The 26599-nt window shown below is 74.5% G+C and carries 27 protein-coding genes; 13 read left to right on the forward strand and 14 right to left on the reverse strand.

Going from position 1 to position 26599, the window contains the following annotated elements; translation table 11 throughout:
- The first annotated feature begins 238 nt into the window (after window positions 1-238).
- Together ACZ7LK_RS17065 and ACZ7LK_RS17070 are read left to right on the forward strand one after the other, a co-directional pair.
- Window positions 239-1114 carry an undecaprenyl-diphosphate phosphatase gene (locus tag ACZ7LK_RS17065; RefSeq protein WP_392273327.1) on the forward strand — a complete coding sequence of 292 codons (876 nt, stop codon included), beginning with the start codon at window positions 239-241 and terminating at the stop codon, window positions 1112-1114.
- A gap of 125 nt (window positions 1115-1239) precedes the next feature.
- Window positions 1240-1419, forward strand: a complete 180-nt coding sequence (locus tag ACZ7LK_RS17070) for a hypothetical protein (RefSeq protein ID WP_392273326.1) — start codon at window positions 1240-1242, stop codon at window positions 1417-1419.
- Window positions 1420-1532: 113 nt separating this feature from the next.
- On the opposite strand, the gene ACZ7LK_RS17075 is transcribed toward ACZ7LK_RS17070, so the two are convergent.
- Window positions 1533-3560: a serine/threonine-protein kinase gene (locus tag ACZ7LK_RS17075; protein ID WP_471141506.1), complete on the reverse strand. Its 2028-nt coding sequence runs from the start codon at window positions 3558-3560 to the stop codon at window positions 1533-1535.
- A gap of 82 nt (window positions 3561-3642) precedes the next feature.
- On the opposite strand from ACZ7LK_RS17075, the gene ACZ7LK_RS17080 reads away from it, so the two are divergent.
- The 4 genes from ACZ7LK_RS17080 to lnt all read left to right on the forward strand — a co-directional run bounded on the left by ACZ7LK_RS17080 (window position 3643) and on the right by lnt (window position 7041).
- On the forward strand, window positions 3643-4236 hold the full coding sequence (locus tag ACZ7LK_RS17080; RefSeq protein WP_471141508.1) for a TetR/AcrR family transcriptional regulator: 594 nt from the start codon (window positions 3643-3645) through the stop codon (window positions 4234-4236).
- Window positions 4237-4604: 368 nt separating this feature from the next.
- Window positions 4605-4820, forward strand: a complete 216-nt coding sequence (locus ACZ7LK_RS17085) for a hypothetical protein (protein WP_469462734.1) — start codon at window positions 4605-4607, stop codon at window positions 4818-4820.
- A 111-nt stretch (window positions 4821-4931) separates the two neighbouring features.
- On the forward strand, window positions 4932-5390 hold the full coding sequence (locus ACZ7LK_RS17090) for a nuclear transport factor 2 family protein (RefSeq protein ID WP_392273322.1): 459 nt from the start codon (window positions 4932-4934) through the stop codon (window positions 5388-5390).
- 55 nt (window positions 5391-5445) lie between these two features.
- On the forward strand, window positions 5446-7041 hold the full coding sequence (gene lnt, locus ACZ7LK_RS17095; protein ID WP_469462736.1) for an apolipoprotein N-acyltransferase: 1596 nt from the start codon (window positions 5446-5448) through the stop codon (window positions 7039-7041).
- Here lnt and ACZ7LK_RS17100 read toward each other — a convergent pair.
- Both ACZ7LK_RS17100 and ACZ7LK_RS17105 read right to left on the reverse strand, forming a co-directional pair.
- Window positions 6962-7870, reverse strand: coding sequence for a Gfo/Idh/MocA family protein (locus ACZ7LK_RS17100; RefSeq protein ID WP_469462738.1), 909 nt, complete (start codon window positions 7868-7870; stop codon window positions 6962-6964). The genes lnt and ACZ7LK_RS17100 overlap by 80 nt on opposite strands.
- 10 nt (window positions 7871-7880) lie before the next feature.
- Window positions 7881-9110: an FAD-dependent monooxygenase gene (locus ACZ7LK_RS17105; RefSeq protein ID WP_471141513.1), complete on the reverse strand. Its 1230-nt coding sequence runs from the start codon at window positions 9108-9110 to the stop codon at window positions 7881-7883.
- 81 nt (window positions 9111-9191) lie between these two features.
- Between ACZ7LK_RS17105 and ACZ7LK_RS17110 the strand changes: the two genes are divergently transcribed.
- Entirely contained in the window at window positions 9192-9797 is a 606-nt protein-coding gene (locus ACZ7LK_RS17110; protein ID WP_471141515.1) for a TetR/AcrR family transcriptional regulator, read from the forward strand.
- 63 nt (window positions 9798-9860) lie between these two features.
- Window positions 9861-10331, forward strand: coding sequence for a hypothetical protein (locus tag ACZ7LK_RS17115; RefSeq protein WP_392273317.1), 471 nt, complete (start codon window positions 9861-9863; stop codon window positions 10329-10331).
- Window positions 10332-10424: 93 nt separating this feature from the next.
- Here the strand turns inward: ACZ7LK_RS17115 and ACZ7LK_RS17120 are convergent, their stop codons facing one another.
- The 7 genes from ACZ7LK_RS17120 to ACZ7LK_RS17150 form a co-directional block, all read right to left on the reverse strand.
- Window positions 10425-10835, reverse strand: a complete 411-nt coding sequence (locus ACZ7LK_RS17120; protein WP_471141576.1) for a hypothetical protein — start codon at window positions 10833-10835, stop codon at window positions 10425-10427.
- A gap of 244 nt (window positions 10836-11079) precedes the next feature.
- A complete protein-coding gene (ung, locus tag ACZ7LK_RS17125; RefSeq protein ID WP_392273316.1) occupies window positions 11080-11763 on the reverse strand; it encodes a uracil-DNA glycosylase in 684 nt (227 codons plus the stop codon).
- 284 nt (window positions 11764-12047) lie between these two features.
- Window positions 12048-13625: an ABC transporter substrate-binding protein gene (locus ACZ7LK_RS17130; RefSeq protein ID WP_392273315.1), complete on the reverse strand. Its 1578-nt coding sequence runs from the start codon at window positions 13623-13625 to the stop codon at window positions 12048-12050.
- A 119-nt stretch (window positions 13626-13744) separates the two neighbouring features.
- Entirely contained in the window at window positions 13745-14512 is a 768-nt protein-coding gene (locus tag ACZ7LK_RS17135) for an SDR family oxidoreductase (RefSeq protein WP_469462745.1), read from the reverse strand.
- Between the two features lie 16 nt (window positions 14513-14528).
- The gene (gene fabG / locus ACZ7LK_RS17140; protein WP_392273313.1) at window positions 14529-15290 is read right to left on the reverse strand and encodes a 3-oxoacyl-ACP reductase FabG; all 762 of its coding nucleotides are present in this window, start codon (window positions 15288-15290) and stop codon (window positions 14529-14531) included.
- Window positions 15291-15435: 145 nt separating this feature from the next.
- Window positions 15436-15819, reverse strand: a complete 384-nt coding sequence (locus ACZ7LK_RS17145; protein WP_392273312.1) for a DUF3037 domain-containing protein — start codon at window positions 15817-15819, stop codon at window positions 15436-15438.
- On the reverse strand, window positions 15816-16673 hold the full coding sequence (locus ACZ7LK_RS17150) for a HipA family kinase (protein WP_392273311.1): 858 nt from the start codon (window positions 16671-16673) through the stop codon (window positions 15816-15818). Before ACZ7LK_RS17150 ends, ACZ7LK_RS17145 begins: the two co-directional genes overlap by 4 nt.
- 34 nt (window positions 16674-16707) lie before the next feature.
- Here ACZ7LK_RS17150 and ACZ7LK_RS17155 point away from each other — a divergent pair, with 34 nt between their 5' ends.
- Together ACZ7LK_RS17155 and ACZ7LK_RS17160 are read left to right on the forward strand one after the other, a co-directional pair.
- The gene (locus ACZ7LK_RS17155) at window positions 16708-18840 is read left to right on the forward strand and encodes a S9 family peptidase (protein ID WP_471141521.1); all 2133 of its coding nucleotides are present in this window, start codon (window positions 16708-16710) and stop codon (window positions 18838-18840) included.
- A gap of 72 nt (window positions 18841-18912) precedes the next feature.
- Window positions 18913-19389: a Rieske (2Fe-2S) protein gene (locus ACZ7LK_RS17160; protein WP_392273309.1), complete on the forward strand. Its 477-nt coding sequence runs from the start codon at window positions 18913-18915 to the stop codon at window positions 19387-19389.
- A gap of 148 nt (window positions 19390-19537) precedes the next feature.
- Here ACZ7LK_RS17160 and ACZ7LK_RS17165 read toward each other — a convergent pair whose 3' ends face one another.
- Window positions 19538-20443 (reverse strand): LysR family transcriptional regulator, encoded by a 906-nt coding sequence (locus ACZ7LK_RS17165; RefSeq protein ID WP_392273308.1) that lies wholly within the window; start codon window positions 20441-20443, stop codon window positions 19538-19540.
- Between the two features lie 75 nt (window positions 20444-20518).
- On the opposite strand from ACZ7LK_RS17165, the gene ACZ7LK_RS17170 reads away from it, so the two are divergent.
- Window positions 20519-21568 carry a DMT family transporter gene (locus ACZ7LK_RS17170; protein ID WP_469462752.1) on the forward strand — a complete coding sequence of 350 codons (1050 nt, stop codon included), beginning with the start codon at window positions 20519-20521 and terminating at the stop codon, window positions 21566-21568.
- A 69-nt stretch (window positions 21569-21637) separates the two neighbouring features.
- Here the strand turns inward: ACZ7LK_RS17170 and ACZ7LK_RS17175 are convergent, their stop codons facing one another.
- On the reverse strand, window positions 21638-22972 hold the full coding sequence (locus ACZ7LK_RS17175) for an aminotransferase class I/II-fold pyridoxal phosphate-dependent enzyme (protein WP_469462754.1): 1335 nt from the start codon (window positions 22970-22972) through the stop codon (window positions 21638-21640).
- A gap of 23 nt (window positions 22973-22995) precedes the next feature.
- Between ACZ7LK_RS17175 and ACZ7LK_RS17180 the strand changes: the two genes are divergently transcribed.
- Window positions 22996-23673 carry a pyridoxamine 5'-phosphate oxidase family protein gene (locus tag ACZ7LK_RS17180; RefSeq protein ID WP_392273305.1) on the forward strand — a complete coding sequence of 226 codons (678 nt, stop codon included), beginning with the start codon at window positions 22996-22998 and terminating at the stop codon, window positions 23671-23673.
- 72 nt (window positions 23674-23745) lie between these two features.
- Here ACZ7LK_RS17180 and ACZ7LK_RS17185 read toward each other — a convergent pair whose 3' ends face one another.
- Together ACZ7LK_RS17185 and ACZ7LK_RS17190 are read right to left on the reverse strand one after the other, a co-directional pair.
- The gene (locus ACZ7LK_RS17185; protein WP_392273304.1) at window positions 23746-24729 is read right to left on the reverse strand and encodes an EamA family transporter; all 984 of its coding nucleotides are present in this window, start codon (window positions 24727-24729) and stop codon (window positions 23746-23748) included.
- Between the two features lie 258 nt (window positions 24730-24987).
- Window positions 24988-25599, reverse strand: a complete 612-nt coding sequence (locus tag ACZ7LK_RS17190; RefSeq protein ID WP_392273303.1) for a PadR family transcriptional regulator — start codon at window positions 25597-25599, stop codon at window positions 24988-24990.
- A gap of 169 nt (window positions 25600-25768) precedes the next feature.
- Between ACZ7LK_RS17190 and ACZ7LK_RS17195 the strand changes: the two genes are divergently transcribed.
- Complete coding sequence (locus ACZ7LK_RS17195; RefSeq protein WP_392273302.1) at window positions 25769-26578, forward strand: PhzF family phenazine biosynthesis protein; 810 nt, start codon at window positions 25769-25771, stop codon at window positions 26576-26578.
- Window positions 26579-26599: the final 21 nt, after the last annotated feature.

The following is a 26599-nucleotide window of genomic DNA, read 5'->3' on the forward strand; positions in this document are numbered from 1 at the left end:
CCTGGAGCGGGCCCGGCGGAGACGGGGCCGGAACCTGCCCGGGCCCGGGGAGACCGGGGCGGGTCCCGCGGCCGGATCCTGTGGCCGGGTCCTGGCCGTCGCCCTGTGACGGGGTCCCCTGGCCGGGTCCTGTGGCCGGTCCATTCATCTGAGGGCTGTACGCTGCGCACCGACCGGCCGTCGATCAACGGCCGCCCCCCATTGACCGCACGAGCACCTTCGGGACGGCCGTAGCCCCATGAATTGGTTCGAATCACTCATCCTCGGGCTCGTCCAGGGGCTGACGGAGTTCCTCCCCATTTCATCCAGCGCGCACTTGCGCCTCACCGCGGCCTTCGCGGGCTGGCACGACCCGGGCGCTGCCTTCACGGCGATCACCCAGATCGGCACGGAGACGGCCGTCCTCATCTACTTCCGCAAGGACATCGCGAGGATCGTCTCGGCCTGGTTCCGCTCGCTGACGAACAAGGAGATGCGCGGCGACCACGACGCCCAGATGGGCTGGCTGGTGATCGTCGGCTCGATCCCGATCGGCGTGCTGGGCGTCACGCTCAAGGACCACATCGAGGGCCCGTTCCGCGACCTGCGGCTGATCGCGACCACCTTGATCGTGATGGGCGTCGTGCTCGGCATCGCCGACCGGCTGGCGGCCCGGGTCGAGGAGGGCGGCCGGCACCGCGCCGCCCCGGAGCGCAAGACGCTGCGGGACCTGGGCGTCAAGGACGGCCTGATCTTCGGCATGTGCCAGGCGATGGCGCTGATCCCCGGTGTCTCCCGGTCCGGCGCGACGATCAGCGGCGGCCTGCTGATGAGCTACACCCGCGAGGCGGCGGCCCGCTACTCCTTCCTGCTCGCCATCCCGGCGGTACTCGCGTCCGGCCTCTTCGAGCTGAAGGACGCCAGCGAGGGCGGTCATGTGTCGTGGGGCCCGACGATCTTCGCGACGATCATCGCCTTCGGCGTGGGGTACGCGGTGATCGCGTGGTTCATGAAGTTCATCACCACCAAGAGCTTCATGCCGTTCGTGATCTACCGGATCCTGCTGGGCCTGGTGCTGCTCGCGCTGGTGGGGATGGGTGTCCTCAGCCCGCACGCGGGCGAGTCGGCGGGCTGACCGTCCCCCCGCCCGGAAGGACGGGGCCCGGCGGCGCGAGCTTCGTCACACACCGTTCGGGAGCTTCGTCACAAAGTGGCCGACGAGTGGGGGGATCGGCGGAGGGTCCGCCTACGCTGGATGCCATGACCCGATCCCCTGCCGAGCTGCCCACCCCGGATGCCGACGCGCTGAACGCGGCGATCCGTGAATTGTGGGCGCGTTCCGGCGGGCAGCTCTCGGAGGACGAGCAGCGCATCTACAGCGCCCTGGTCGTCCAGTGGGCCCGGACGTCGCAACAGGGCGACATCGCCCGGGCCGCGTAGGGCCACCCGCCGGGCCGCCCCGCCCCAGAGGCCGCCACGCCTGGCCTCCTCCGCCGTGCGTCGCACGACGGAGGAGGCCGCTCACCGACCCGGCCCGACCGACAGGACACGACCTAGGTCTGTCCCGTCCAGCGCTGCGACGCCTCCCCCGCGCACGTCTTCGTCACCAGTCCGCTGCTCATGCCCAGGTCGAGGCAGCCGCCGCCGTAGTCGCTGCGGAGGCTGCCGCCCGAACCGCTGCGCCACAGCCGGCCGATGTCCTGCGCGCAGTCACCCACGAAGACGGCCTGGCCCAGCCCGTTCGAGTACAGGCACTGGCCGGTCTGTTGGTTGACCAGCCTGAAGCTCCCGCCCGAGGTGCTCCGCACCGTCCACCGGGCGGTCGAGTCGGCGCAGCTGCCGTGGTCGGCCGCGCCGTAGACCTGGGTGACGCACCTGCCGTTGTCGCCGTTGCGGTAGCGGAGGGTGCCGGACGCCGGGGGCGCGGACGTTCCTCCGCCGGACGTGCTCGTGCCGGACCCGCCGGACGTGCTGGTGGAGGAGCCGCCGGACCCTCCGGTGCCGCCGGCGCTCGTGCCGCTGGTGCCGCTCGTGCCGCCGGACGTCGCCGTGGAGCCGCCCGAGGTGCTCGTACCCGATCCGCCGGACGCCGGGGACGTTCCGCCGGAGCCGGCTCCCCCGGCGCCCCCGGCCGGGACCCCGCCCGCCGTACCGGCCGCGCCCGCCGCGACCGCTCCGGGCGGCACGGCCCCGGCGCTCCCGGCGCCCCCGCCGGGCGTCTTCCCGGCCGGTGAGGTGCCCGGCGAGGCCGCGGGGGACGCCGTGCCCGCCGGGGCCCCGCCCGCCGCCGACGGGGGCGGCCCGCCCCGCGCCGGGGCGGAGGCGGACGGCGAGACCGGGCCCTCGGCGCGGGGCGCGGACGTGTGGGGCAGGAGCTGGACGGCGAGTGTCGTACCGCCCACCACCACGACCACCGGGACGGCGGCCAGCAGCACGCGGGTGCGGCGGCTGCGTTCGGGCCGCGCCGCTGCCGCCGCCTTCGGCGCCCGATCCGGTTCCGGCGCCCGCTCCGGCTCCGGTTCCGGCTCCGTCTTCCGGTCGGGCGCTCGGTCGGGCGCCCGACCGGGGGCCGCGTCCGGGGCGGTGTCCGGGCCCTGGGCGGGGTCCGGGCCCTGGGCGGGGTCCGGCCCGCTGGTGAGCGGGAGCGTCGGTACGTCGATCCGCCGCACGTCCGCCGCGAAGGCGGCCCGCTCCGAGAGGACCGCGGTGACGGCCTCCGGCCAGAGCGGGGCGGTGAAGGGGCCGCGCCGGGCGGCGGTCGCGAGGAGTCCGGCGGCGGTGGGGCGCCCGTCCGGGTCCTTGTCCAGGCAGGCCGCGACCACCTCGGCGAGGTCCGGCTCCCGTTCCCGCAGCGGCTCCAGATCGGGCTGCTCGTGCACGATGCGATACAGCACCCCGTGCCCCGACTCGTTGCCGAAGGGCGGCCGGCCGCACGCCGCGTACGCGAGGACCGACCCCAGGGCGAACACGTCGGTGGCGCCGCTCAACCGGCGCGAGCCGGAGGCCTGTTCAGGCGCCATGTAGGCGGGCGTCCCCACGACCATGCCGGTCCTCGTGAGCCGGCTCTGCTCGGCGGCCCGGGCCACACCGAAGTCGATCAGTGTGAGGCCGTCCAGGGTCAGCATGACGTTGGACGGCTTGAGGTCCCGGTGCACCATGTCCAGCGCGTGCACGGGCGCCAGGGCGGCGGCCGCCTCGCGGAGCAGCAGCCACAGCGCCCGGGCGGGCAGGGGGTCGCCGTTCAGCTCGACGGCCTCGCGCAGGGTGAGCCCGGGGACGTACGCGGTGGCGAACCACGGCGGGCGCGCGGCACGGTCGCCGGCGATCAGCGGCGCGGTCGCCCCGGCGGGCAGCCGGGCGATGTTGTCCAGTTCGTGCCCGAAGCGGCGCAGGAAGTCCGCGTCCTCCCCGACCACGGAGGCCAGTAACTGCTTGACGGCGACGTACCGGCCCTCATGGACGCCCAGGTACACCCGCCCCATGCCGCCGGCCCCGAGCCTGCCCGCCAGCGGGATCGGACCGATCCTGCGCGGGTCGTCCGTCTCCAGCGGCTCGGCGCCGCTCCCCCTCAGCTCCACCACGTCAGCCCCGTACGATATTGGAATCAGTTTCTAGAAAGTCGCTCTGGAAATCTACTCCGGACGGAGCCCCGAAAGGAACCTCGTGAGCCCCAAGCAGCAACGCGGTGAGGTGACCGCCGATCTCCTCCTGGACGCCGCGTTGCGCGTCTACTCCGCCGAGGGCGAGCGGGGCGTCACCGTCGCCGCCGTCACCCGGACGAGCGGGGTCAGCCTGGGCAGCCTGTACCACCACTTCGGCAGTATCGACGGCCTCGTCGCGGCCCTGACGCACCGCTGGCTGGGGCGCCTGCTGGAGGAGCTGGCCACCGCCCTCCTGGGCGCGGACAGCGCCCGCGCGGGTGTCCGCGCCCTCGTCGAGGCCTACCTGGGGTTCGTCCGGGAACACCGGGCCGCCGCGCTGCTGCTGCACTCCTCCACGACCGACCGCCACGGGATGGCCAGGGGCCAGGAGCTGCGCGACACCCAGGAGGCCCGGCTCTCGGCCTTCGCCCAGTGGATACAGCCCCGTGTCGAGTCGGGCGAACTCGCGCCACTGCCGCTGCCGTTGATCGAGTCCCTGGCCCTCGGCCCGGTCGTCGCCGTGGCCCGCCGCTGGCTCTCCGGCATCGAGGACGTCGATCTCGACGAGGCCGCCCGGGACCTGCCGGAGCGCATCTGGCGGTCCCTGGCCCCATGACGGCGCCCCGGCGGAGGCGGCGGGTCCGGGTGCCGTGACGGCGGGGGCACGGGCGGGGCCGGGCCTGGCGGCGGGGAGCGGCCGGGCACGGGTGGCGGAAAGCGGCCGGGCATGGGCGGGGGCCGCCGGCAGGGGGGGTGACCGGCGGCCCCGATGCCCGGGTCCTCCGTCCCGAACACGTACGACAGAGCCTGCCGCGCACCGGGGGTGGGCACGAGGGCGCACGGCGCATATATGCATGCGTTCCGTTCACACCCCGTGTGAATCGCGGGCACGCGTCCGGGCCCTGGCCCCGGGAGGCCGCCCGGAGGAGCGGGCCGCGCGGCGCCCGGGCTGCGATCACCCGCCGTACGGCGCACCCTGGTCCCATGGCCTGGCAGACACCCGTCGTCGTGCACCGCCCCTCCCCCGGCGGCGGACGGCGCGTGACCGTACGGGGGCAGATCGTGGGACTGGCCCACAACGACGCGGACCTCGTCGAGTTCCTGCGCCGCGCCGGGCTGGACGAGGCGGACATCTCCCTGGACGACCCCCATCTGGTGGAGTGGCGCGGCGGGCGGGCCCACCATTGGGAAGCGGCCTGAGGAACACCCGGAGGACGCCCGGAGGACGGCGGGAGGACGCGGGGAGGACGGCCCCGGACGGGGCGGTGCACGGCTCTTGGCCCGCGGCCGCCGCTGCCCGACACTGAGGCGATGACGCAGCGCGTGGACCTCGCGACCGTGATGGACCGGCTGGCCATCGACGAGCTGATCACCCGGTACGCGGTGGCCGTGGACGACGCCGACTGGGGCGCCTACCGGGGGCTGTTCACCGAGGACGGCCACGCCGACTACCGGGCCGCGGGCGGTGTCGCCGGACGGGCCGGTGAGGTGGCGGACTGGCTGGCGGAGACGATGGCGCACTTCCCCGTGCGCCAGCACCTGATCGTCAACCGGCGGGTGACCATCGAGGACCTGGGCGGCTACCCAGGCGACCGTGCCCGGGCGTTCGCCGACTACGTGAACCCGATGCGGATGACGGCGGGGGACGACGTCGTCTCGGGCGGGCGGTACGCGTTCGCCATGGCGCGCACCGGGGGCGGCTGGCGGCTGAGCACGGTGGTGGTGCACGAGAAGTGGCGGCGCACCGGGGGCGTACTGTCGGCGGAATGACCCGCTCCCGCACACTGGAGGCGTCAGCGGGCCCCTGGGCGCGAGGAGGCGCGGTATGCGGATTCCGGTGGGCCGGCCGGGTGGTGGGGCGGGTGCGCCGCTGTCCCCGTGGTGGCGCGGTACGGCCGCGGCGGCCGCCGGGGCGCTGCCCGCGGCGGCCTTTCCGGCGCCGTCCCTGTGGTGGTGGGCGTACCTGGCGCTGGTGCCGTGGATGCTGCTGGTCCGTACGGCTCCCACCGGGCGCCGGGCCGCGCTGGACGGCTGGCTGGGCGGGGTCGGTTTCATGCTGGCCGTGCACCACTGGCTGATGCCGAGCCTGCACGTGTTCATCCTGCTGCTGGCGGCGCTGCTCGGGCTGTTGTGGGCGCCGTGGGGGGTGCTGGTGCGCCGGATGCTGGGCGGGGCGCCGTCCCCGGCCCGGGGCGCGGCCGCGCTCGCCGTCGTCCCGTCGGGCTGGCTGATGGTGGAACTGGCCCGGTCCTGGGAGGGCTTGGGCGGTCCGTGGGGGCTGCTGGGCGCCAGTCAATGGCAGGTGCCGGCCGTGCTGCGGGTGGCCGCGGCGGGCGGGGTGTGGCTGGTGAGCCTGCTGGTGGTGGCGGTCAACACGGCGGTGGTCCTTCTGGTGGCGGTCCCCTCGCTGCGCCGCGCCGCCGTGGCCGGCCTGGTGGTGTGCGGGGTCGCCGTGGGGGCGGCGGCGCGGTGGGTGCCGGGCCCGGAGCCGGCCGGGCGGGTGCGGGTGGGCGTGGTGCAGCCCGGTGTCATCGGCGGGGCGGACGGTCCGGAGCGGCGGTTCGACCGGGGCGAGGAGCTGACGCGGGAGCTGGCAGGCCGGGACGTGGACCTGGTGGTGTGGGGCGAGAGCAGCGTCGGTACGGACCTGGCGGCCCGGCCCGGGTACAGCGCCCGGCTGGCGGCGCTGGCGCGCGAGGTCGGCGCCCCGGTGCTGGTGAACGTGGACGCGCGCCGGTCCGACCGGCCGGGCATCTACAAGAGCAGCGTCCTCGTCGGCCCGGAGGGCATCACCGGTGACCGGTACGACAAGATGCGGCTGGTGCCGTTCGGAGAGTACGTCCCCTTCCGGTCGCTGCTGGGCTGGGCCACCTCCGTCGGCAAGGCGGCGGCCGAGGACCGGCGGCGCGGCGAGCGCCCGGTGGTGATGACGGTCGGGGAGCGGGGCCCGCGGGTGGGCCCGCTGGTCTGCTTCGAGTCCGCGTTCCCCGACATGAGCCGGCACCTGGCCCGGGAGGGGGCGGAGCTGCTGGTGGCGCAGTCGGCGACGTCGACGTTCCAGGAGAGCTGGGCGCCGGGTCAGCACGCGTCGCTGGCGGCGCTGCGGGCGGCCGAGACGGGGCGGCCGGTGGTGCACGCGACGCTGACCGGGGTGAGCGCGGTGTACGGCCCGGACGGCGGGCGGGTGGGGGCGCCGCTCGGCACGGAGGTGAGCGGGGCCGCCGTGTACGAGGTCCCGCTCGCCGGGGCGACGACGCCGTACGTCCGGTTCGGTGACTGGGCCGTGTACGCGGCGGTGGCCGTGCTGGCCGCGCTGTGCGCCGCCGGGGCCGGCCGGGTGGTCAGGCGGCGGCCTGCTCCAGGCACTCCCGTACCACCCGCTCGCACAGCTCGTGGGTCGCGAGTGCGTCCCGGGCGCTGAGCGTCCTTCCGGCCCGTACGGCGTCGAGGAAGGCGTGCACGGTCTGCTCGATGCCGCGCTGGCGGGCGACCGGCACCCAGTCGCCGCGCCGCCGGACACTGGGCTGGCCCTTGTGGTCGACGACGTCGGCGAGGTTGAGAACCTGGCGCTTGGTGTCCTGGCCGGACACCTCGAGGACCTCCTCGGTGGAGCCGTTCATGCGGTTCATCATGCCGATGGCGGTGAAGCCGTCCCCGGAGAGCTGAAGCACCACGTGGTGCAGCAGCCCGTCGCGGATCCGGGCGCGTACGTCGGTGTGCTCGACCTGGCCGGGCAGCAGGAACCGGAGGGTGTCCACGACGTGGATGAAGTCGTCCAGGACGAGGGTGCGCGGGTCCTCGGGCAGGCCGATCCGGTTCTTCTGCATGAGGATCAGCTCGCGCGGGTGGTCCGCGCACTGGGCGTAGGCGGGGGCGAGGCGGCGGTTGAAGCCGACGGCGAGGCCGACGCCGCGCCGCTCGGCGAGTTCCACCAGGCGGCGGGACTCGTCGAGTTCGTACGCCAGGGGCTTGTCGACGTACGTGGGCACCCCCGCCTCCAGCAGGCGGGTGACGATCTCGGCGTGCACGGACGTCGGCGCGTGCACGAACGCGGCGTCGGGGCGGGCGGCGAGCAGCGCGTCCAGGTCGGTGTGGCACCGGCCGGCGGGCACGTGGTAGGTCGCGGCGACCCGGGTGAGGGTGGCGGGGGTGCGGGTCTGGAGGTGCAGTTCGGCGCCGGGGACGGTGGCGAGCACCGGCAGGTAGGCCTTCTGCGCGATGTCGCCGAGTCCGATGCAGCCGATCCTCACAACGCTCTCCCTATCGCCGTACGCCACCGTCGTCGTGCCGGCGCGCCCGGTCAGAATACGTGTGCTGGGGCGGCCGCCAGTCGGCGATGCCGTCGAACGCGCGCAGGCCGAGGCCGGGGGCGAGGCGGACGAGGCCCATCAGCGTCTCGCGGAGGGCGACGACCGGGGCGCTGGTGCGGGTCAGCAGCCGGGCCACGCGCGCGGAGGTGCGCACGACTCCGGTGGTGCGGGGCACCCGGGCGGCCGAGTACGCGGCGAGGCCGGCGCCGGTGTCGTGGTGGGGCGCCAGGTGGTGGGCGAGCACGATGGCGTCCTCGATGGCCTGGTTGCCGCCCTGGCCGAGGGTGGGCGCCATGGGGTGGGCGGCGTCGCCGAGCAGGGCGGTCCGGCCGCGGTGGAAGGCGGGCAGCGGGGTGGTGAGGTGGCGGATGTCGTGCCGGAGGACCTGGTCGGGGGTGATGGTGGCGAGGATCTCGGGGATGGGGTCGTGCCAGGCGCCGAAGCGGCGCACCAGCTCCGCGCGTTCGTCGTCGCGGGCCCGCCCGCCGGCCGGGGCGACGGCCGCCGCGTACGCGTAGACACGGCCGTCCTTGAGCGGCTGGGTGCCCCACAGTGCGCCGCGCCCCCAGGACTCGTGCGGGGCGAAGGGCCGGCGGGGGGCGGGCACGACGACGCGCCAGCTCGTGAGTCCGGTGTACTCGGGCGCGGGGTGGGCGGGGAACAGGGCGGGGCGTACGGCCGAGTTGATGCCGTCGGCGCCGACCACGAGGTCGGCCTCGATGTCGCCGTCCGGGGTGGTGACCACGGCGCGGTGCCCGGTGGCGGCCGTTCCGGGGTCGGTGAGCGTGGCGGGGGCGCCGGTGCGGACGGTTCCGTCCGGGAGGCGGGCGGCGAGGGTGTCGATGAGCGTGGCCCGGTGGACCACGACCAGCGGGCCGCCGTACCGCTCGGCGGCGGCCCGGGCGTCGGTGCGGGCGAGCCAGCGGCCGTGGGCGGTGCGCATGCCGCCGTCGCCCTGCCAGGCGGCCAGGGCGCGGATCTCGTCGCCGAGACCGATGACGTCGAGGGCGCGCAGGGCGTTGGGCGCGAGGCCGATGCCGGCGCCGACGGGCCGCAGCGACGGGGCGCGCTCCAGGACGGTGACGTGCCAGCCGCTCCGGTGCAGGGCGATGGCGGCGGTGAGTCCGCCGATGCCGCTGCCGACGACGACGGCACGGGGCGTGACGGTGCGCTTGTCCATGACTCCTCCGAGAGCCGGAACTACATCTGTAGTGACACCATCAAGGTACTACGGATGTAGTGAGGGCGGTAGGTTGGGGTCATGACCGCACGTGCCGACCTGATCGCCGACGCCGCACTCGCCCTGCTCGCGGAGCGGGGCATGCGCGGGCTGACCCACCGCGCCGTGGACGAGGCCGCCGGACTGCCCCAGGGCTCCACGTCCAACTACGCCCGCACCCGCCAGGCGCTGCTGGAGGCGGCGGTGCGGCGGCTCGCCGACCGGGAGGCGCAGGTGCTGTCCCTGGAGGGGATGCCGGCACCGGGCGAGGGGATCGACGGACTGCTGGACGCCCTGTCCCAGACCTTGCACCGCTACCTGACCGGCCACCGCGAGCTGCTCGTGGCGCGGTACGAGCTGGGCCTCGAGGCCACCCGGCGCCCCGAGCTGCGGACGTTCTACGACGAGACCGGGCGCCGGTTCCGGGAACCGCTGACCGCGCTGATGCGGGCGGTCGGGTCGGCGCGGCCGGAGCGCCACACCCTGTCCCTGGTGGCCTGGTGCGAGGGGATGCTGTTCTCCGTCGCGGTGGGGACGTTCCACACCGCCGTCCCGACCGTCGCGGAACTGCGCGCCGGTTTCGGCGAGTTGCTCGGCGGCATGCTCGGTGACCGGCCGGCCGCACCCATCACCCGTGCGGAGCAATAACGGCCGGTAGGGATCCCCAAGCGCCCGGTCACCCCGCAGAGTTGCGGGGTGCAACGAACGAGAATGACAGCGAAGGTCCTGGTGACCGTGGCCGTGGCGGCCGTTTCCGGTTGCGTGTCGGTGGACCAGGGGCCGCGCCCCGTACCGGCGGCCCCGGAGGCGAGCGGGGCGGCGCGCCAGGACGTGGCGCCGCAGATCGTCGAGGGCCCCGCGCGGGAGGCTCTGGAGGCCGCGCTTCCGCCCCCCGTGACGCCGCCCGCCCCGCGCGGGCGGCCTGCCGCGGCCGGGCCCCACCACGGCGCCCCGGCCGCCGCCGCGCCGTCCGCGCCGCCGCGCGCCACGCCGCGGGCCGAGCGCCCGGCCCGGGTCCCGTCACCGGAACGGCTGCGCGACCAGCTCCCCCGGATCCGGCCCCCCGCGGTGCCGGCCGTCCCGGACACCGTCCCCGACGTCTGCGCCCTCGGCCGGAGCTACGGCGGCTGGGACCCGCACAGCCGCCAGGCCCAGCTCTGCCGGGAGGCCTACGGCCACTGACGCCACCCGCCCGCCCGACCGGCCCCCGGCCCGGCGCGGCCCGTGGAGTCCCGCTCGGCCCACCGCGGGCTCCCGCCCACCCGCGGGCCCCGCTCAGTCGGCGGCCAGGCGGCGGGCCAGGCGGGCGATGGCGGCGCGGACGGCGTCGCCGTAGCCGCCGTCGGCCAGGGTGACCGAGGCGGCGCGGGCGCGGTCCAGGTGGATCCGCGCCACCTCCGGGCGCCGCAGCCCGGCGTAGTCGGCCGCCAGGTCGAGGTGCAGCGACGGGTACAGGGCCCGCAGCTCCGCGCGGGGCTCGCCCGTCGCCTCCTCCGCCGCGGTCAGCGCCCGCAGGTCCCAGGCCAGCTCGTCGTAGGGGTCGTCCTGGGCGTCGGCCATGCAGTGCGCGAGCGTGCACCGCTGCACCGGGTCGCCGTCGGGGCCGAGCCGCCGCCACAGCGCACCGAAACGATTGCGCGCCTCCTCCCGGTCACCGCCATGGAGCAGCATCATGGTCTGCCCCATCCTGGTGAGGACCGCGTCCTCCGGCGCGTCCGACGCGTCCTGCTGCTGCTCCCGCACTGCGGCCTCCGCTCGTCCGTCGGCGACCCGGCCCGGGAGCCGGGAGCCGGCGAAGTCCCGGAGGCCGGTGTTCCGACGCTGGGTCGTGTCCGCAAAGTCTCGCCCGGCCCGCGGCGTCCCGCACGCACTGCCGCCGTGTGGCCGTGCGCCGGCCGGCCGGTCGTCCCGAGCGCGGCGGCCGGACCGGTCAGCCCAGGTCGGGGATGCGCCAGTCGATGGGGTCGTGCCCCTGGTCGGCGACGGCCTTGTCGATCTGCGTGAAGGGACGCGAGCCGAAGAACTTCTTCGCGGACAGCGGCGAGGGGTGCGCGCCCTTGACCACCACGTGTCGGGTCTCGTCGATCAGCGGCAGCTTCTTCTGCGCGTAATTGCCCCACAGGACGAACACGGCCGGGTCGGGCCGCGACGCCACGGCGGTGATCACCGCGTCCGTGAACTTCTCCCAGCCCTTGCCCTTGTGGGAGTTCGCCTCGCCGGCCCGGACCGTGAGCACCGCGTTGAGGAGCAGGACGCCCTGCTCGGCCCAGGGCATCAGATAGCCGTTGTCCGGGACCGGGTGGCCGAGCTCCTCCTGCATCTCCTTGTAGATGTTGCGCAGCGAGGGCGGGGTCTTGACGCCGGGGCGCACCGAGAAGCACAGGCCGTGCCCCTGGCCCTCGCCGTGGTACGGGTCCTGACCCAGGACGAGGACCTTGACCTTGTCGTACGGAGTGGCCTCCAGGGCGGCGAACACCTCCTCGCGCGGCGGGTAGACCGGCCCCTTGGCCCGCTCCTCCTCGACGAACTCGGTGAGCAGCTTGAAGTACGGCTTCTGCAGCTCGTCGCCGAGGACGCCGCGCCAGGACTCGGGCAGCATGTCGGTGTCGGTCACGTCAACAACCTCCGGTGGGGTGATCGCCTTGTCTGTTCACAGAACTTACCGGTGACCACTGACAACGGACCCGCCGGATGATCTTCCGCCGGAGGAACGGGCGGACGGACGGCCGGGATACCGGCGGAAGGCGGGCGGGATACCGGCGGAAGGACGGCCCCCTCCTCGACGCCGCGCCGGGAGGGCGGGCCTCCAGGGCGTACCGGGAGAACGCGGACCGGCCGGGCGGTGACCCCGCGCGGGGCCGCCGTCCGGCCGGTCCGTTCCTGGCCCTCCGGGCCGTACTACCAGCTCGTCTTGCGCTGGAGCTCCCACATCTGCATGACCGTCTGCGGGTCCAGCGCCCGCTCGCCGCCCGCGATCTCCTCGCTCGCGGCGATGTAGAGCTTGCCCTGCCACAGCGGCAGCAGCCGGACGTCGTCCACGAGGATCTGCTGCGCCCGCTCGAACTCCTCCGTGACCGCGCCGCGGTCGCTGACCTTGCGGGACTTGGGCAGAAGCTGGTCGGTGATCTCCGGCCGGACGTACGGCGTGTTCAGCACGTTCTCCTTGCCGACGAACGGGGCGATGAAGTTGTCCGGGTCCGGGAAGTCGGGGAACCAGCCTCGTCCGAACGCCGGGTACTCACCCTTCTGGTAGCCCGCCTGGAACTCCTTCCAGGGCTTGCCCTGCACGGTGACCCGGAACAGCCCGGACGCCTCGAGCTGCCGCTTGAGCTCCTTGAACTCCGGCTCCGTGCCGGAGCCGTAGCGGTCGGTGGTGTACCAGAGCGTCAGCTTGACCGGCCCGTCGACACCCGCCTCGCCCAGCAGCTTCTTCGCCTTGGTGACGTCCGGCTCGCCGTACCGGTCGAAGAAGGCGGTGGTGTGGCCCGCGATGCCCTTGGGGACCATGGAGTACAGCGGCTCGGCGGTCCCCTGGTACACCTTGGCGACGAGCGCGTCACGGTCGACGACCTGGGCGATCGCCTGCCGGACGGCGAGCTTGCTCACGGAGGGGTCCTCGGCGTTGAACACCAGGTAACGGATGTCGGCACCGGTGGACTCGACGAGCTGGAGGCCCTCGTTCTCCGGCTTCTTCTCCTCGAGCTGGACGACCTCCTCCGCGGTCAGACCGCGGTAGGTCGCGTCGATCTCCTTCTTCCGCAGCGCGCCGACCATCGCCTCGGACTCCTTGAAGTACCGGATGGTGACGGCGTCGTTCTTGCGGTTGGCGAACCCCTTGTAGGTGGTGTTCCGGGTCAGCTCGGCCTGGGCGCCCTCCTGGTAGGAGTCCAGCACGTACGGGCCGGAGCCGGTGACCTTGCCGTCCTCGCGCAGCGCGTCCGCGGGGTACTTCCCGGGCGGCACGATGGACATGGCCGGGGTGGCCAGGATGAACGGGAAGGTGGCGTCGGATTCCTTCAGGTGGAACGTGACGAGCGTGTCACCGCTGGTGACGATCTTGTCGAGCGATCCGAGGAGCGGGGCGGGGCCGCCCTTCGCGTTGATCGTGCGGATCCGGTCGATCGAGTGCTTCACGGCGGCGGCGTCGAGCTTGGCCCCGTCGGAGAAGGTCAGCCCGTCCTTGAGCCGGCACTCGAAGACTTTGCTCACGGTGTCGGTGAATTTGCATTCGGCCGCGTCCGGCTGGGGCGTCGCACTGCCGGTGGGGAAGCTCAGAAGGGTCTGGAAGACGTTCCGGTAGAGCTCCCAGGAGTTGTCCCAGGCCGCAGCGGGGTCGAGCGTGGTGGGCGCGCTCGTCGTGCCGACAACGATCTTGTTCTCCCCATCGGCGTCATCGCCCGAAAAGAGGCTGCATCCCGCCAGCAGGGATATGGACGCAAGGGCTGCAGCCGCCTGCAGACTGGTCCGGTTGAACACGTGCGCACGCTCCTCGTTCAGCCATGGGTCGGCCGACCATACCGCAGTGCCCCGCCAGGTCAATGAGGTGGCCGGGCGGGGCACTTACCGCATTAAACGGTCAATCGGCAAAAAGGGGATCAGCCGACTCCGGCATTGAGGAAAATTCCGCCGTCAACGACCAGGGTCTGGCCGGTGATCCAATCCGACTGGCCGGAGGTGAGGAATGCGGCGGCCCCGCCGATGTCCTCGGGCACACCGAGCCTGCCCAGCGGATACGCGGCAGCGGCCTCCGCTTCCCGGCCCTCGTAGAGCGCCTCGGCGAATTTCGTCTTGACGACGGCCGGGGCGATCGCATTGACCCGGACTTTCGGGGCGAATTCGTGCGCGAGCTGGAGGGTCAGATTCACCATGGCGGCCTTGCTCATGCCATAGGCGCCGATGAAGGGCGAGGGAGCGATACCGGCGACCGACGCGATGTTCACGATCGCACCGCCGTTGTCCTTCTGCCACGCCCTCCAGGTCTGCTGGGCGAACCCGAGCGCCGAGATGACGTTGGTCTCGAAGACCTTGCGCGCCACGTTCAGGTCCAGCTCGGCCATCGGGCCGAAGACCGGGTTGGTGCCGGCGTTGTTGACCAGGAAGTCGACGCGGCCGAAGGCCTCCATGGTGCGCTCCACGGCGAGCGCCTGGTGCGCCTCGTCGTGGGCCTTGCCGGCGACGCCGATCACCCGGTCGGCGCCCAGCCTCTCCACGGCCTCCTTGAGCGCGTCCTCGCCGCGCCCGGTGATGCACACCCGGTCGCCGCGGGCGACGAGCGCCTCGGCCACGCCGTACCCGATGCCGCGGCTGGCGCCCGTGACGAGGGCGACCTTGCCCGACAGCGGGGGCAGTTCTGTTGCGGTCATGTCCGTCACTTCCTCGTCAGTTGAGCGGGCCGCCGGCCACGTACATGACCTGGCCGGAGATGAAGCCGGCGTCGTCGCCGGTGAAGAAGGCGATCGCGTGGGCGACGTCCTCGGGCCGGCCGACGCGCTGGACGGGGATCTGGGTGGCGGCGGCGGCCTGGAACTCCTCGAAGCCCATGCCCACGCGCGCGGCGGTCTGCGCGGTCATCTCGGTGACGATGAAGCCGGGCGCCACGGCGTTGGCCGTGATGCCGAACTTGCCGAGCTCCTTGGCGAGGGTCTTGGTGAAGCCCTGGAGGCCCGCCTTGACGGCGGAGTAGTTGGCCTGGCCGCGGTTGCCGAGCGCCGAGGACGAGGAGAGGCTGACGATCCGGCCGAAGCCCGCGTCGACCATGTGCTTCTGGCACGCCTTGGCCATCAGGAACGCGCCCTTGAGGTGCACGTTCACGACCATGTCCCAGTCGGACTCGCTCATCTTGAAGAGCAGGTTGTCGCGCAGCACGCCCGCGTTGTTGACGAGGATCGTCGGCGCCCCGAGCTCGGCGGCGACGCGCGCGACGGCGGCCTCCACCTGGGCGCCGTCGGAGACGTCGCAGCCGACGGCGATGGCCCTGCCGCCCGCCGCGGTGATCTTCTCGACGGTGTCCTTGCAGGCCGCCTCGTCGAGGTCGAGTACGGCGACGGCGCGGCCCTCGGCCGCGAGCCGGACCGCGGTGGCCGCGCCAATGCCCCGCGCGGCCCCGGTCACGACGGCGACGCGCTGCTCGGTGGTGGACATGCTGGTTCTCCTCGCCCTTGGATCCCGGATAAGCGGTTCGACCGGCACGTCCATGCCGGTGAGCGACCGCTTAGTACCTTCAGCAGACGAGACGCTAGAGACCCTGGCACCCGGTGTCAACGGCCCACCGGGTGCGCCCGGTCACTCAGCGCACCAGCAGGTCGAGCAGCCGCTCCGCCTCGCCCGAGGGGTCGGCGGTGAGCCCGGTGTGCACGGGCCCCGGCTGGACGACCGTGGAGCGCGGCGCGATCAGCCAGCGGAAGCGCCGTCCGGCGTCGTCCCGCGCCGCCTGGCCGGCCCGCTCGCCGCCCGCGCAGACCCCCTCGACAGCGTGCAGCGCGGCCCGGACGCCGGTCACGTCGGCGTGCGGGTCGAGCGCGCGCAGCTTGGCCTCGTCGAGGTGCGTACGGGCGCACACAAAGGCCTTGGCGCGGCAGTAGACCACCACGCCCGCGTTGAAGCACTCGCCGCGCTCGACGCGCGGGACGACGCGCAGCAGCGCGTACTCGAAGACGTCGCGGTCGGTCACTTGCTGCTGTCCTTCGTGCGGTCCTGCTTGGTGGGGTGCGGCCAGGGGGCCAGGTGGTCGGTGAGCCAGCCGGGTGCCTGGGACGGCCGCCGCCCGGTCCGCTCCCCGAGGGTGATCCGTTCGTGGATGGTGGCCGCGCGCGGCAGCAGCGCCTCGACGTAGGCGCGGCGCAGCGCGTCGGCCGTGTCGAAGCCCGGCTCGTCGACCAGCCACTCGTCGGGGACGTCGGCGGCCACCTCGGTCAGCAGGTCCTCGGTGACCAGGGGGGCGAGCTCGGCCGCCGCGGCGGCGACGTCGGGCGCGAAGGGGGCGAGGACATGGTCGGAGGCGTCGTACGGCTTGGCGGCGGAGGCCCGGGCGCCCGGCCAGTTGTGGTGCCAGATCATGGTGGCGCCGTGGTCGATCAGCCACGGCTGTCCGTGCCAGACCAGCATGTTGGGGTTGCGCCAGGACCGGTCGACGTTGTTGATCAGCGCGTCGAACCAGACGACCCGGCCCGCCTCCTCCGGGTCCATCGTGTAGGCGAGCGGGTCGAACCCGATGGAGCCGGGGAGGTAGTCCATACCGAGGTTCAGTCCGCCGCTCGCCTTGAGCAGCTCCTGCACCTCCTGGTCGGGCTCGCCGAGTCCGATGACGGGGTCGAGCTGGATGGTGACCAGCTCCGGGACGCGCAGGCCGAGCCGGCGGCCCAGCTCGCCGCAGACGACCTCGGCGACGAGGGTCTTGCGGCCCTGGCCCGCGCCGGTGAACTTCATGACGTACGTGCCGAGGTCGTCGGCCTCGACGATCCCGGGGAGGGAGCCGCCCTCACGCAAGGGCGTGACATAGCGGGTCGCTGTGACTTCGGAGAGCATCCCCCCAGGTTACGTCCCTGTCATGATCTGCCCCATGACCCCGACCGACACCCTGAACGTCCCCGCTTTCCCGCGCCAGTTCGCCCGTACGCGCCGCTTCTCGCTCGGTGTTCCGGGCGCGTTCACCGTGTCCCCGGACGGCGCCCGGGTGCTGTTCGTGCGCACCGGCTCGGGCTCCGACCCGGTGGGGCGGCTGTGGCTGTACGAGGACGGGGAGGAGCGGCTCCTGGCCGATCCCGCCGCCCTGGAGGGTGCCGGCGAGGAGGACGTGCCGGTGGCGGAGCGGGTGCGGCGGGAGCGCGCCGGGGTGATGTCGACCGGGGTGGTGGGGTACGCCGCCGACCGGCACGCGCGCGTGGCGGTGTTCGCGCTGGGCGGCGCGGTGTGGGCGGTCCGCACCGGTGGCGGTGCGCCGTGGCGGGTGCCCACGGCGGGGCCCGCCGTCGACCCGAGACCCTCGCCGGACGGTTCGCTGGTGGCGTACGTGACGGGGGGCGCCGTGCGGGTGGTCCGCACCGCCGACGGGGCGGAGGACCGGCTGCTGGCCGCGCCGGAGGGGCCGGAGGTCACCTATGGGCTGTCGGACCACGTGTCGGCCGAGTCGGTGGGGCGGTCGCGGGGGTACTGGTGGTCGCCGGACGGGGACGCCCTCCTGGTGGTCCGGACGGACCACGCGCGCGTGGGGCGCTGGTTCCTCGCGGACCCGGCCGATCCGGCCCGGCCGCCGCGCGCCGTCCGCTACCCGGCGGCCGGCACCCCCAACGCGGAGGTGTCCCTGTGCATCCTGCGTCTCGACGGGCGCCGGACACCGGTCCTCACACCGGCGAGCGCCGCGCCCACGACCCATCCCCCGGGCGACTGGACGGACCGGGCGTTCGAGTACGTCACGGCCGCCGGCTGGGACGGGACCGGCCCCTTCGCCGAGGTCCAGACGCGCGACCAGCGCACGACCGAGCTGCTGGCCGTCGAACCGGACACGGGCGTGACCCGCCCGCTGGTGCGCCGGACGGACCCCGCCTGGGTGGAGCTCACCCCGGGCGTCCCCGCCCGGACCGGCGGCGGGGTTCCGGTGGTGACCGTGGTCCGGGACGACGTGCGGGGACTGCGGATCGGGGACGTGCCGAGCCCGCCGGGGCTCCATGTCCGCGCCGTCCTGGGCACCGTGGGCGAGCGGGTGTTCCTCACCGCGGGCGAGGACCCCGCCGAGACCCATGTGTGGGCGTACGCACCCGGCTCCGGGTTCCGCCGCCTCAGCCGGGAGCCGGGGGTCCACACGGCGGCGGTCGGCGGCGACACCGTCGTGCTGGACAGCCGCACGCCGGACGGGCGCGCCGTGACCGTGCTGCGTGGCGGTGAGCCGGCCGGGACCATCCGCGTGCTCGCCGAGACGCCGCTGGTCACCCCGCGCCCCGTCCACCTGTCGCTGGGCGTGCGGGAGCTGCGCTCGCACCTGTACCTGCCGTCCTGGCACGCTCCCGGCTCGGACCGGCTGCCCGTGCTGCTCAGCCCGTACGGGGGCCACGGACTCCAACTGGCCGTGCGGGCCCCCGGCTGGCCCGGGGCGGTGGCCCAGTGGTTCGCCGAGCAGGGCTTCGCGGTGCTCGTCACGGACGGGCGCGGCACGCCGGGGCGCGGCCGGGCGTGGGAGACGGCTGTCCGCGGCGACCGGCTGACCGCGCCCCTGGAGGACCAGGTCGACGCGCTGCGCGCGGCCGCCGGGCGGTACCCGGACCTGGACCTGGGACGGGTGGGCATCCGGGGCTGGTCGTACGGCGGTTACCTGGCGATCGGCGCGGTGCTGCACCGCCCGGACGTGTTCCACGCGGCCGTCGCGGGCGCCGCGCCGACCGACCGGCGCCTGTACGACACCCACTGGGAGGAACGGTTCCTCGGTCACCCGGACGTGCTGCCGGAGCAGTACGAGCGGTCCTCCCACGTGCCGTACGCCCATCGGCTGTCACGGCCGCTGCTGTTGATGCACGGGTTCGGCGACGACAACGTGGTGGCGGCCCACACCCTGCGGTTCTCCACCGCGCTGCTGGCGGCCGGACGGCCGCACAGCGTGCTCCCCCTGCCCGGTGCGACACACCGGGACACCGGGGTGGACGTGGTGAGCGGCCGGCTGAGGGCGGAAGCGGAGTTCCTGAGAAGCTCCCTGAGCGGGTGAACACCCCCCGCCGCCCTCCCGTACTCCCCCATGACACGCAGACGCCCGACACCCAGGGAAGGGGATGCCGGAATGACCGGATCGCAGGGGAGCAGCGGGGCAGTGGCCCGCCGTACCGTCGTCGCGGCCGCGAGCGGGGCCGGCCTGGCCGCCGTGCTCACCGCGTGCGGGGGGTCCGACACGCAGGCCGCCTCGGCAGGCGACGCCCAGGCGGGCGGGAGCCCGACGGGCGCGGCCGCCGCCACGGGCGGGACGGGGGGCGGCGGGGGTCAGGTGCTGGGGAAGACGACGGACGTCCCCGAGGGCGGGGGCATGGTCTTCGGCGCGGTCGTGGTGACCCAGCCGAAGGCGGGCGAGTTCAAGGCGTTCTCGTCGAAGTGCACGCACGCGGGCTGCGCGGTGAAGGAGGTCGCTAACGGGGTGATCAACTGCCCGTGCCACGGCAGCAAGTTCGACGCGACCGACGGCAGCGTCAAGGCGGGCCCGGCCACCATGCCGCTGGCGCCCGCGTCGATCACGGTCGAGGGCGACTCGATCAAGCTCGCGTGAGGCCGGGGCCGGCCGCGGCACGGCCCGGCCGGCCCCGGCGGGCCGGGCGTCCACCGGGACCACCACCGGGTGGCCCGGGCACACGGCGCCGAAGACGGTGTCGGGTCCTGGGACTTCCTCAGGCTGACGCCGGCGGGCCCCTGACCCGTCAGCCGCCGGCCGACCGGCCGACCTCGCGCAACGCCTCCACGGCCGCCCTGATCGAGGGCCGCCGGTCGGCGTCCGCGCGCCAGACCGCGTAGATGTGCCGCCGCATCTGCTGCCGCACGGGCACGAGGGCGACACCCTCCGGGACGGCCCCGCGCCCCAGACGCGGCGTGACGCACACGCCGAGGCCCGCCTGGATGAGGGCGAGCTGGGTGTGGTGCTCCCCGGCCAGGTGCGCGATACGGGGTTCGACGCCCTTCGACCGCAGCGTGAACATCAGCCACTCGTAGCAGAACTCGCCCTCCGGCCAGGACACCCAGTCCTCGTCCGCGAGCTCCTCCAGGTCCACCTCCGCCCGCCCGGCGAGCCGGTGCCCCGCGGGCAGCGCCACGTCGGCGGCGTCGTCCAGCAGCTCCGCCCTGGCCAGGCCGGCGGGGACGGGGAGCCGCTTGTTGCTCCAGTCGAGCACGACGGCTAGGTCCATGTCCCCGCGCAGGACCTGGCGCACCCCGTACTCGGGCTCCAGCTCGCTGGTGCGGACGACCAGGTCCGGGTGGTCTCTGCGCAGGGCGGAGATCGCCCCCGGGAACAGCCCCCGTGCCGCCGTGGGGAACCCGGCGAGCCGCACCTCGCCCACCACCTGGCCGCGCTGGGCCTCGATGTCCGCCTGGGCCAGCTCCACCTGGGACAGGATCCGCGCCGCGTGGTCGGCCAGCAGCAGCCCCGCGTCGGTCAGCCGCACGCCCCGTCCGTTCTTCGCGACGAGCTGCTGTCCGACCTCCCGCTCCAGCTTGGAGAGCTGCTGGGAGACCGCCGAGGTGGTCACGTGCAGCCCGTCCGCGGCCCCGCTCACCGAGCCGTGGCGGGCGAGGGCGTCCAGGGTGCGCAGGCGCTCCAGGTTCAACATGTAAGCAATGCTAAGCGAAGGCACACAGAAAATCTCGCTTGTGCTACGAGGATCCTCCGGGCCATGGTGTCGTTCATGAGCGCCGCCACCGCACCCTCCCACCCCACGCCGCCCACCCCCGCGGCGGACTCCCCTTCCCCCGGCCCCTCCCCCGAGTCCTCCACCAAGCACCCGGGAGCCTCCACCGGAAGCTCCGCGGCTCCGGCCCCGGCCGCGCCGCCCGGGCGCCGCCGCGCCCTCGACTGGCGCGTCCGTTTCGGGCTGCTCTCCCTCATCTGGGGCTTCAGCTTCCTTCTGATCAAGGTGGGCACCCAGGCGTACGCCCCGTTCCAGGTGACCTTCGGGCGTCTGCTGTTCGGTACGGCGGTGCTCGCCGTCGCCATGGCGGTCAAGCGCGCCGGGCTGCCGCGCGGCGCCCGCACGTGGGGTCACCTGGCGGCGGCCGCGTTCTTCCTCAACGCGCTGCCGTTCTCCCTCTTCGCGTACGCCGAGCTCACCATCCCCTCGACGCTGGCCGGCATCTGCAACGCCACCTCCCCGCTGTGGGGCATGGCGCTGTCGCTCGTCGCCCTGTCCGAGGACCGGCCCACGCGCCGCCGGGTGGCGGGCCTGGGGATCGGCTTCCTCGGCGTGCTCACCGTCCTCGGGGCCTGGCAGGGCTTCTCGGGGCTGGACGCGACCGGCACCGCGATGGCGCTGCTGGCCTCGCTCAGCTACCCCATCGGCTGGATCTACGTCCGCCGTACGCTCGCGGGGCGCAGCGAGTCGCACCTGGCCCTGACCGGGGCGCAGCTCTTCCTGGCCACGCTGCAACTGGCCGTGGTGACACCGCTGTTCACGTCCTGGCCGTCGTCCTTCCCGGTCGCTCCGCTGCTCGCGGTTGTCGCCCTCGGGGCGCTGGGCACCGGTCTGGCGGTGCTGCTCCAGTACGGGATCGTCGCCGAGGTCGGCCCGACCACGGGCCAGATGGTCACGTACTTCATCCCGGTCATCGCCACCGCGGCGGGCGTGACGCTCCTGGACGAGGCGCTGACCTGGAACACCCCGGTGGGGGCACTGGTCGTGCTGGCCGGAGCGGCGCTCACCCAGAGCCGCCCGAAGGCCGGCCCGCCGCGCCGCGGCTGACGACGGCGGCGTACGGGACCGCGGCTGACGACGACGTACGGAACCGCCCGGCCGCCCGGCCGGACGGGATCAGCCGTGGCTGCGCGCCTCCACCGGGCCGACCGCCGCGGCCACCGCGTCGGCCAGCGGCTCCAGGTCCGCCAACGGCAGCCCCGAGACGGTGAGCCGCACGCCGGGGCCGGCCGCCATCCGGAACCGGGCACCCGGCGCCACCGCCCACCCCGCGTGCAACAGACGGGCCACCGCGCCGGTCTCGTCGGCCACCGGCACCCAGACGTTCATCCCGCTGCGCCCGTGGGCCTCGACGCCCCTCCTCGCCAGGGCAGCCACGAGCGCGTCGCGCCGCTCCGCGTAGGCCGCCGCCACCGCGCCCCGGTCCACCGCGCCGGTCTCCCACAGGTGCACCACCGCACGCTGCAACAGGCGGCTCACCCAGCCCGGCCCGAGGCGCTGCCGCCCCTGCACCCGGTCGATGGTGACCGGGTCGCCGGTCAGGGCCGCGACCCGGAGGTCGGGCCCGTACGCCTTGGCGACGGACCGCACCATCACCCAGTGGTCCGTCACCCCGGCCAGCGGGTGCAGCGGCACGTCGACGAAACCGTGCCCGTGGTCGTCCTCGATCAGCAGCACGCCCGGGTGGCGGGCCAGCAGCCGCCGCAGCTCGGCCGCCCGCGCCCGGCCCAGCGCCGCGCCGGTCGGGTTCTGCGCCCGGTCGGTCACGACGAGCGCGCGGGCCCCCGCGTCCCGCAGGGCCCGCTCCACGGCGTCCGGCAGGGGGCCGTCGTCGTCGACGGCGACCGGCACGGGCTTGAGCCCGAGCGCCGACACCAGGTCCAGGAGGGCGCCCCAGCCGGGGTCCTCGACCGCCACGGCGTCCCCGGGCCGCAGGTGGACGTTCAGCACGCGCTCGACGGCGTCCAGCGAACCGGACGCGACGGCGACCGGGCCGTCCGGCACGCCGTCGGCGTCCAGCGCCGCCCGGGCGAGCCGCGCGAAGTCCCCGTCCACCGCCGGCCGCCCGTAGAGCCCGGGCTCCTCGGCGTCACGCCGCGCCGCGGCCGCCAGCGCCTCGCCGAGCGGGGGCAGCAGGGCCGGGTCGGGGTTGCCCTGCCCCACGTCCCGTACACCCGCCGGCGCGTCGATCCGGAGCGACCCGCGCGCGGTGGTGGCGGGGCGCGGCCGCACCCGACTGCCCCTGCGCCCGGCCGTCTCGATCACACCGCGCTCGCGCAGGGTGCGGTAGGCGGCCGCGACCGTATTGGGGTTCACCCCCAGCACCGCCGCCAACTCCCGCATGGGCGGCAGGAGTTGACCCGGCTCCAGTCCTCCCGAGCTGACCCCCCGCTCGACACTGGCGGCGATCTCCGATGCGCGGCGGCCGACGATCCGATACTCTCCTAGCACAAACGGGATTATGCACTAGTGCAATGGAGAGCGCAATGCCGCAGGACACCACCGACTACCGGCCCACCGACCGCACGGTCCCCACCCGCTCCCGGGACCGCGCCTCGTACGACCGCGAACTGGTGCACGCGATACTCGACGAGGCGTACGTCTGCCACCTCGGGTTCGTCCGCGACGGCGCACCGGTCGTCCTGCCCACGCTGTACGGACGCGTCGGCGAGCGCCTCTACGTCCACGGCTCCACCGGCTCGCGTCCGCTGCGCATGGCGGGCCAGGCCGACCCGGGCCTCGCCGTCTGCCTGACCGTCACCCACGTCGACGGCCTGGTGCTGGCCCGCTCCGCCTTCCACCACTCGCTCAACTACCGCTCGGTCGTGGTGCACGGCATCGCCCACCAGGTCACCGACCCCGAGGAGAAGCGCATCGCGCTCGACGCCCTCGTCGACCACGTCGTCCCGGGCCGCTCCGCGGACTCCCGCCCGGCGAACGCCAAGGAGCTCGCCGCGACCGCCGTCCTCCGCCTGGACCTCGACGAGGTGTCCGCCAAGCTCCGCACCGGCGGCCCCAACGACGAGCCTGAGGACCTCGCGCTCCCCCACTGGACCGGCGTCGTCCCGCTGGCGACGGCCTACGGGACCCCGGTGCCGGCCTCCGACCTGGATCCGTCCGTGCCCGTGCCCGACTACGTCACCGCACTCTGACGCGGGGAGGCCGGGGCGGCGGGGCGGGGCGCCGGGGGCGCGGCCACCCGCCGCTGACGGGCGGTCCGCCCGCTAAGGGGCGGCCCGTCCGGCCGCCACCTCGTCCTCGGGCAGCACGTGGTCCGACCCGGCCACCGGACCGGAAGGCGCCTTGGGCGTGGACGACTGGGCGATGAAGGCCCCCACCAGCACGACCGCGCCGCCCAGCACCTGCGGCCCGGACAGGTGCTCCTCCAGCAGCACCCACGCCAGGACGGTCGCGATCACGGCCTCCAGGCAGGCGACCACGCCCGCGACCTGCGGGGAGAGCCGCCGGACGGAGATGACGCCGGTGACGTACGCGAGGACGGTGGCGATCAGCACGATCCAGCCGAGCAGCAGCCACGCCGGCATCGTGGACCCGCCCATGTCGGCGGTGCCGCCCAGCAGGGACCAGTCGATGCCCCACGGGCGGGCGATGACGGTGAGGACGAGCGAGCCGAAGAGCAGGCCGTAGGCGATGACGCCCAGCGGGTCGGCCGGCTCCGCTCCGTCGCCGCCGTGGTCCGAGAGGACGAAGTAGCCCACCTGGCAGCAGGCGGCGCCGAGGGCGAGCACCAGGCCGAGCAGGTCGAAGCGCAGCCCGGACCACACCTCCACCACGCACGCGAGCCCGCCGACCGCGAGGACCACGCCGACCGCGGCGGCCCGGGTGACCGCCCTCCGCTGCACGAACCGCACCCAGCCGAGCACCAGCGCGGGCGCCAGGTACTCGATGAGCAGTCCGACGCCCACGGGGACGCGCGAGATGGCGGCGAAGTAGCAGGCCTGGACGCCCGCCACGGCGAGCAGGCCGAAGCCGGCGAGCAGTGCGGGCCTGGTACGCAGCAGGTCGCGGTGGCGCCAGGCGACGGGCAGCATCACGAGCGCGGCGCCGGTCGCCCGCAGCCACACCAGTTGGAGCGGGTCGAGCCCCGCCTCGATCAGCGGCTTGGCCGCGACACCTGATCCACCGAATGCGAAGGCCGATGCCAGGGCGAGTCCCAGGCCGGCGCTTCTCCCCTGAGACGCGTGCATCGGCACATCATGGCAGCGTCGCGTCAGGAGCGTAAAGGCCGTGACACCTGTTGAGACGGCTCCTGGATCCGCCGGAACGCGCGCCCCCCACCGGGACCACGGCGCCGACGGCCGGCGGAACCAGGCGGACGTGAGGCTCACGGGCTTCCCGGCCGAGGCGGCCCGGACCGTCGCCGCGGGGCGGGCGGGGGACGGCGGAACGACGGAGGGTCCCGCGGCCGGTGCCGTGGGACCCTCCGTCGTTCCGCCGCCGGCGGCTCAGTGCTCGTCGGCCAGGATCAGGTAGAGCTTCTTGCGGGCGTCGTTGATGACGGTCAGCGCCTTCCGCCGCTGGTCGGCGTCCCCGGTCTTCCAGACCTGCCCGAAGGCCTCGAGCAGCCCGAAGCCGGCCTGCCGGACCTCCTGCACGGCCTCCCAGTCGACGCCGCGCCCCGCCTCTTCCCACGGGGCGTCCGCGCCCGCTTCGGCCTCGGCGCGCCCCTCGTCGGTGAGCGTGAACAGCTTCTTGCCGCCGTCGCTGCGGCTGGCGATCAGGCCCTCGTCCTCCAGCAACTGGAGCGTCGGGTAGACCGAGCCGGGGCTGGGCCGCCAGGCACCGCCGCTGCGCTCGGCGATCTCCTGGATCATTTCGTAGCCGTGCATCGGGCGGTCCTTCAGCAGGGCGAGGATCGAGGCCCGGACGTCACCGCGCCGCGCTCGTCCACGGCCGCCGCCCCGGCCGCGCCCGCCACCGAAGGGGCCGCCGCCGAACGGCCCGCCGCCGAAACCCGGCCCGAACGGGCCGAAGGCGCCTCGCCGCCCGTCGAACTCCCCGTGGCGCTCCCCACCCCGGCCCCGATGGCCGGGTCCACAGTTCCCGTGCGTACGCATCTCGCACGCTCCTTCCATCGTTGATCTGTCGCGATGCGTCAACGATATATCGGAATAGTTCGTCGGGCAACACCCCTCGAACGGGCCGGACGGCCGGATCCCCCGGAAGAGGCCGCCCACCACGGATTGGCCTTGGTCCCGAGGGCCGCGGCGGCCCTACGGTCGGCCCATGCGGATTCGAATCGTCGACGCCTTCACCGATCGCCCCTTCTCCGGCAACCCGGCCGGCGTCCTGCTCCTGGACGCCTTCCCGGACGACCACCGGCTCCAGCAGGTCGCCGCGGAGGTCAACCTCTCCGAGACGGCCTTCGCCCACCCGCTGCCCCCGGGCGGCGAGGCCGACTGGGCGCTGCGCTGGTTCACGCCGGTCGCCGAGGTCGACATGTGCGGCCACGCCACGCTCGCCACCGCGCACGTCCTGCACAGCACCGGGCGTGCGACCGGCACCGTCCGCTTCGCCGCGCGGTGCGGCCCGCTCTCCGCCACCGCGGCCCCGGACGGTTCCCTCACGCTGGACTTCCCCACCTCGACACTGACGCCCGTCCCCGCCCCGGACGGCCTGGCCAAGGCGCTGGGCGCGGACGTGGTGTCCGTCCACGACACCGCCGCCCACATCGGTGACCTGCTGGTCGAGCTGCCGGACGAGCGGTCCGTACGGTCCCTCGCACCGGACTTCGCCGCCCTGACCACCCTGTCGGACCGGGGCGTCATCGCCACGGCCGCCGCGGACGACCCAGGTCGCGGGTACGACTTCGTCTCCCGCTGCTTCTTCCCGGCACTCGGCATCGACGAGGACCCGGTGACCGGCAGCGCGCACACCGCTCTCGCGCCCTTCTGGTCCGCGCGCCTCGGCCGTGACGAGCTGACCGGCCTCCAGGGCGGGGCCCGGACCGGGCTGGTGCGCACGGCGCTGCGGGGCGGGCGGACGCTGCTGACGGGTGACGCCGTGACGGTCATCGAGGGCGACCTGCTGGTCTGAGGCCGCACCGCGCGGGCCCCG

It is taken from the genome of Streptomyces sp. NPDC039423 (assembly GCF_055598725.1).

Bases quoted from the DNA above. Each gene is read 5' to 3' on its own strand.
- ACZ7LK_RS17155 (WP_471141521.1), top strand. From the start codon at position 16,708: ATGACCCCGACCGACACCCTGAACGTCCCCGCTTTCCCGCGCCAGTTC.
- ACZ7LK_RS17190 (WP_392273303.1), bottom strand. From the start codon at position 25,599: ATGCGTACGCACGGGAACTGTGGACCCGGCCATCGGGGCCGGGGTGGG.
- lnt (WP_469462736.1), top strand. From the start codon at position 5,446: ATGCGGATTCCGGTGGGCCGGCCGGGTGGTGGGGCGGGTGCGCCGCTG.
- ACZ7LK_RS17135 (WP_469462745.1), bottom strand. From the start codon at position 14,512: ATGACCGCAACAGAACTGCCCCCGCTGTCGGGCAAGGTCGCCCTCGTC.
- ACZ7LK_RS17165 (WP_392273308.1), bottom strand. From the start codon at position 20,443: ATGTTGAACCTGGAGCGCCTGCGCACCCTGGACGCCCTCGCCCGCCAC.
- ACZ7LK_RS17185 (WP_392273304.1), bottom strand. From the start codon at position 24,729: ATGCACGCGTCTCAGGGGAGAAGCGCCGGCCTGGGACTCGCCCTGGCA.
- fabG (WP_392273313.1), bottom strand. From the start codon at position 15,290: ATGTCCACCACCGAGCAGCGCGTCGCCGTCGTGACCGGGGCCGCGCGG.
- ACZ7LK_RS17070 (WP_392273326.1), top strand. From the start codon at position 1,240: ATGACCCGATCCCCTGCCGAGCTGCCCACCCCGGATGCCGACGCGCTG.
- ACZ7LK_RS17195 (WP_392273302.1), top strand. From the start codon at position 25,769: ATGCGGATTCGAATCGTCGACGCCTTCACCGATCGCCCCTTCTCCGGC.
- ACZ7LK_RS17120 (WP_471141576.1), bottom strand. From the start codon at position 10,835: ATGGGGCAGACCATGATGCTGCTCCATGGCGGTGACCGGGAGGAGGCG.
- ACZ7LK_RS17105 (WP_471141513.1), bottom strand. From the start codon at position 9,110: ATGGACAAGCGCACCGTCACGCCCCGTGCCGTCGTCGTCGGCAGCGGC.
- ACZ7LK_RS17090 (WP_392273322.1), top strand. From the start codon at position 4,932: ATGACGCAGCGCGTGGACCTCGCGACCGTGATGGACCGGCTGGCCATC.
- ACZ7LK_RS17110 (WP_471141515.1), top strand. From the start codon at position 9,192: ATGACCGCACGTGCCGACCTGATCGCCGACGCCGCACTCGCCCTGCTC.
- ACZ7LK_RS17170 (WP_469462752.1), top strand. From the start codon at position 20,519: ATGAGCGCCGCCACCGCACCCTCCCACCCCACGCCGCCCACCCCCGCG.
- ACZ7LK_RS17115 (WP_392273317.1), top strand. From the start codon at position 9,861: ATGACAGCGAAGGTCCTGGTGACCGTGGCCGTGGCGGCCGTTTCCGGT.
- ACZ7LK_RS17085 (WP_469462734.1), top strand. From the start codon at position 4,605: ATGGCCTGGCAGACACCCGTCGTCGTGCACCGCCCCTCCCCCGGCGGC.
- ACZ7LK_RS17150 (WP_392273311.1), bottom strand. From the start codon at position 16,673: ATGCTCTCCGAAGTCACAGCGACCCGCTATGTCACGCCCTTGCGTGAG.
- ACZ7LK_RS17180 (WP_392273305.1), top strand. From the start codon at position 22,996: ATGGAGAGCGCAATGCCGCAGGACACCACCGACTACCGGCCCACCGAC.
- ACZ7LK_RS17160 (WP_392273309.1), top strand. From the start codon at position 18,913: ATGACCGGATCGCAGGGGAGCAGCGGGGCAGTGGCCCGCCGTACCGTC.
- ACZ7LK_RS17065 (WP_392273327.1), top strand. From the start codon at position 239: ATGAATTGGTTCGAATCACTCATCCTCGGGCTCGTCCAGGGGCTGACG.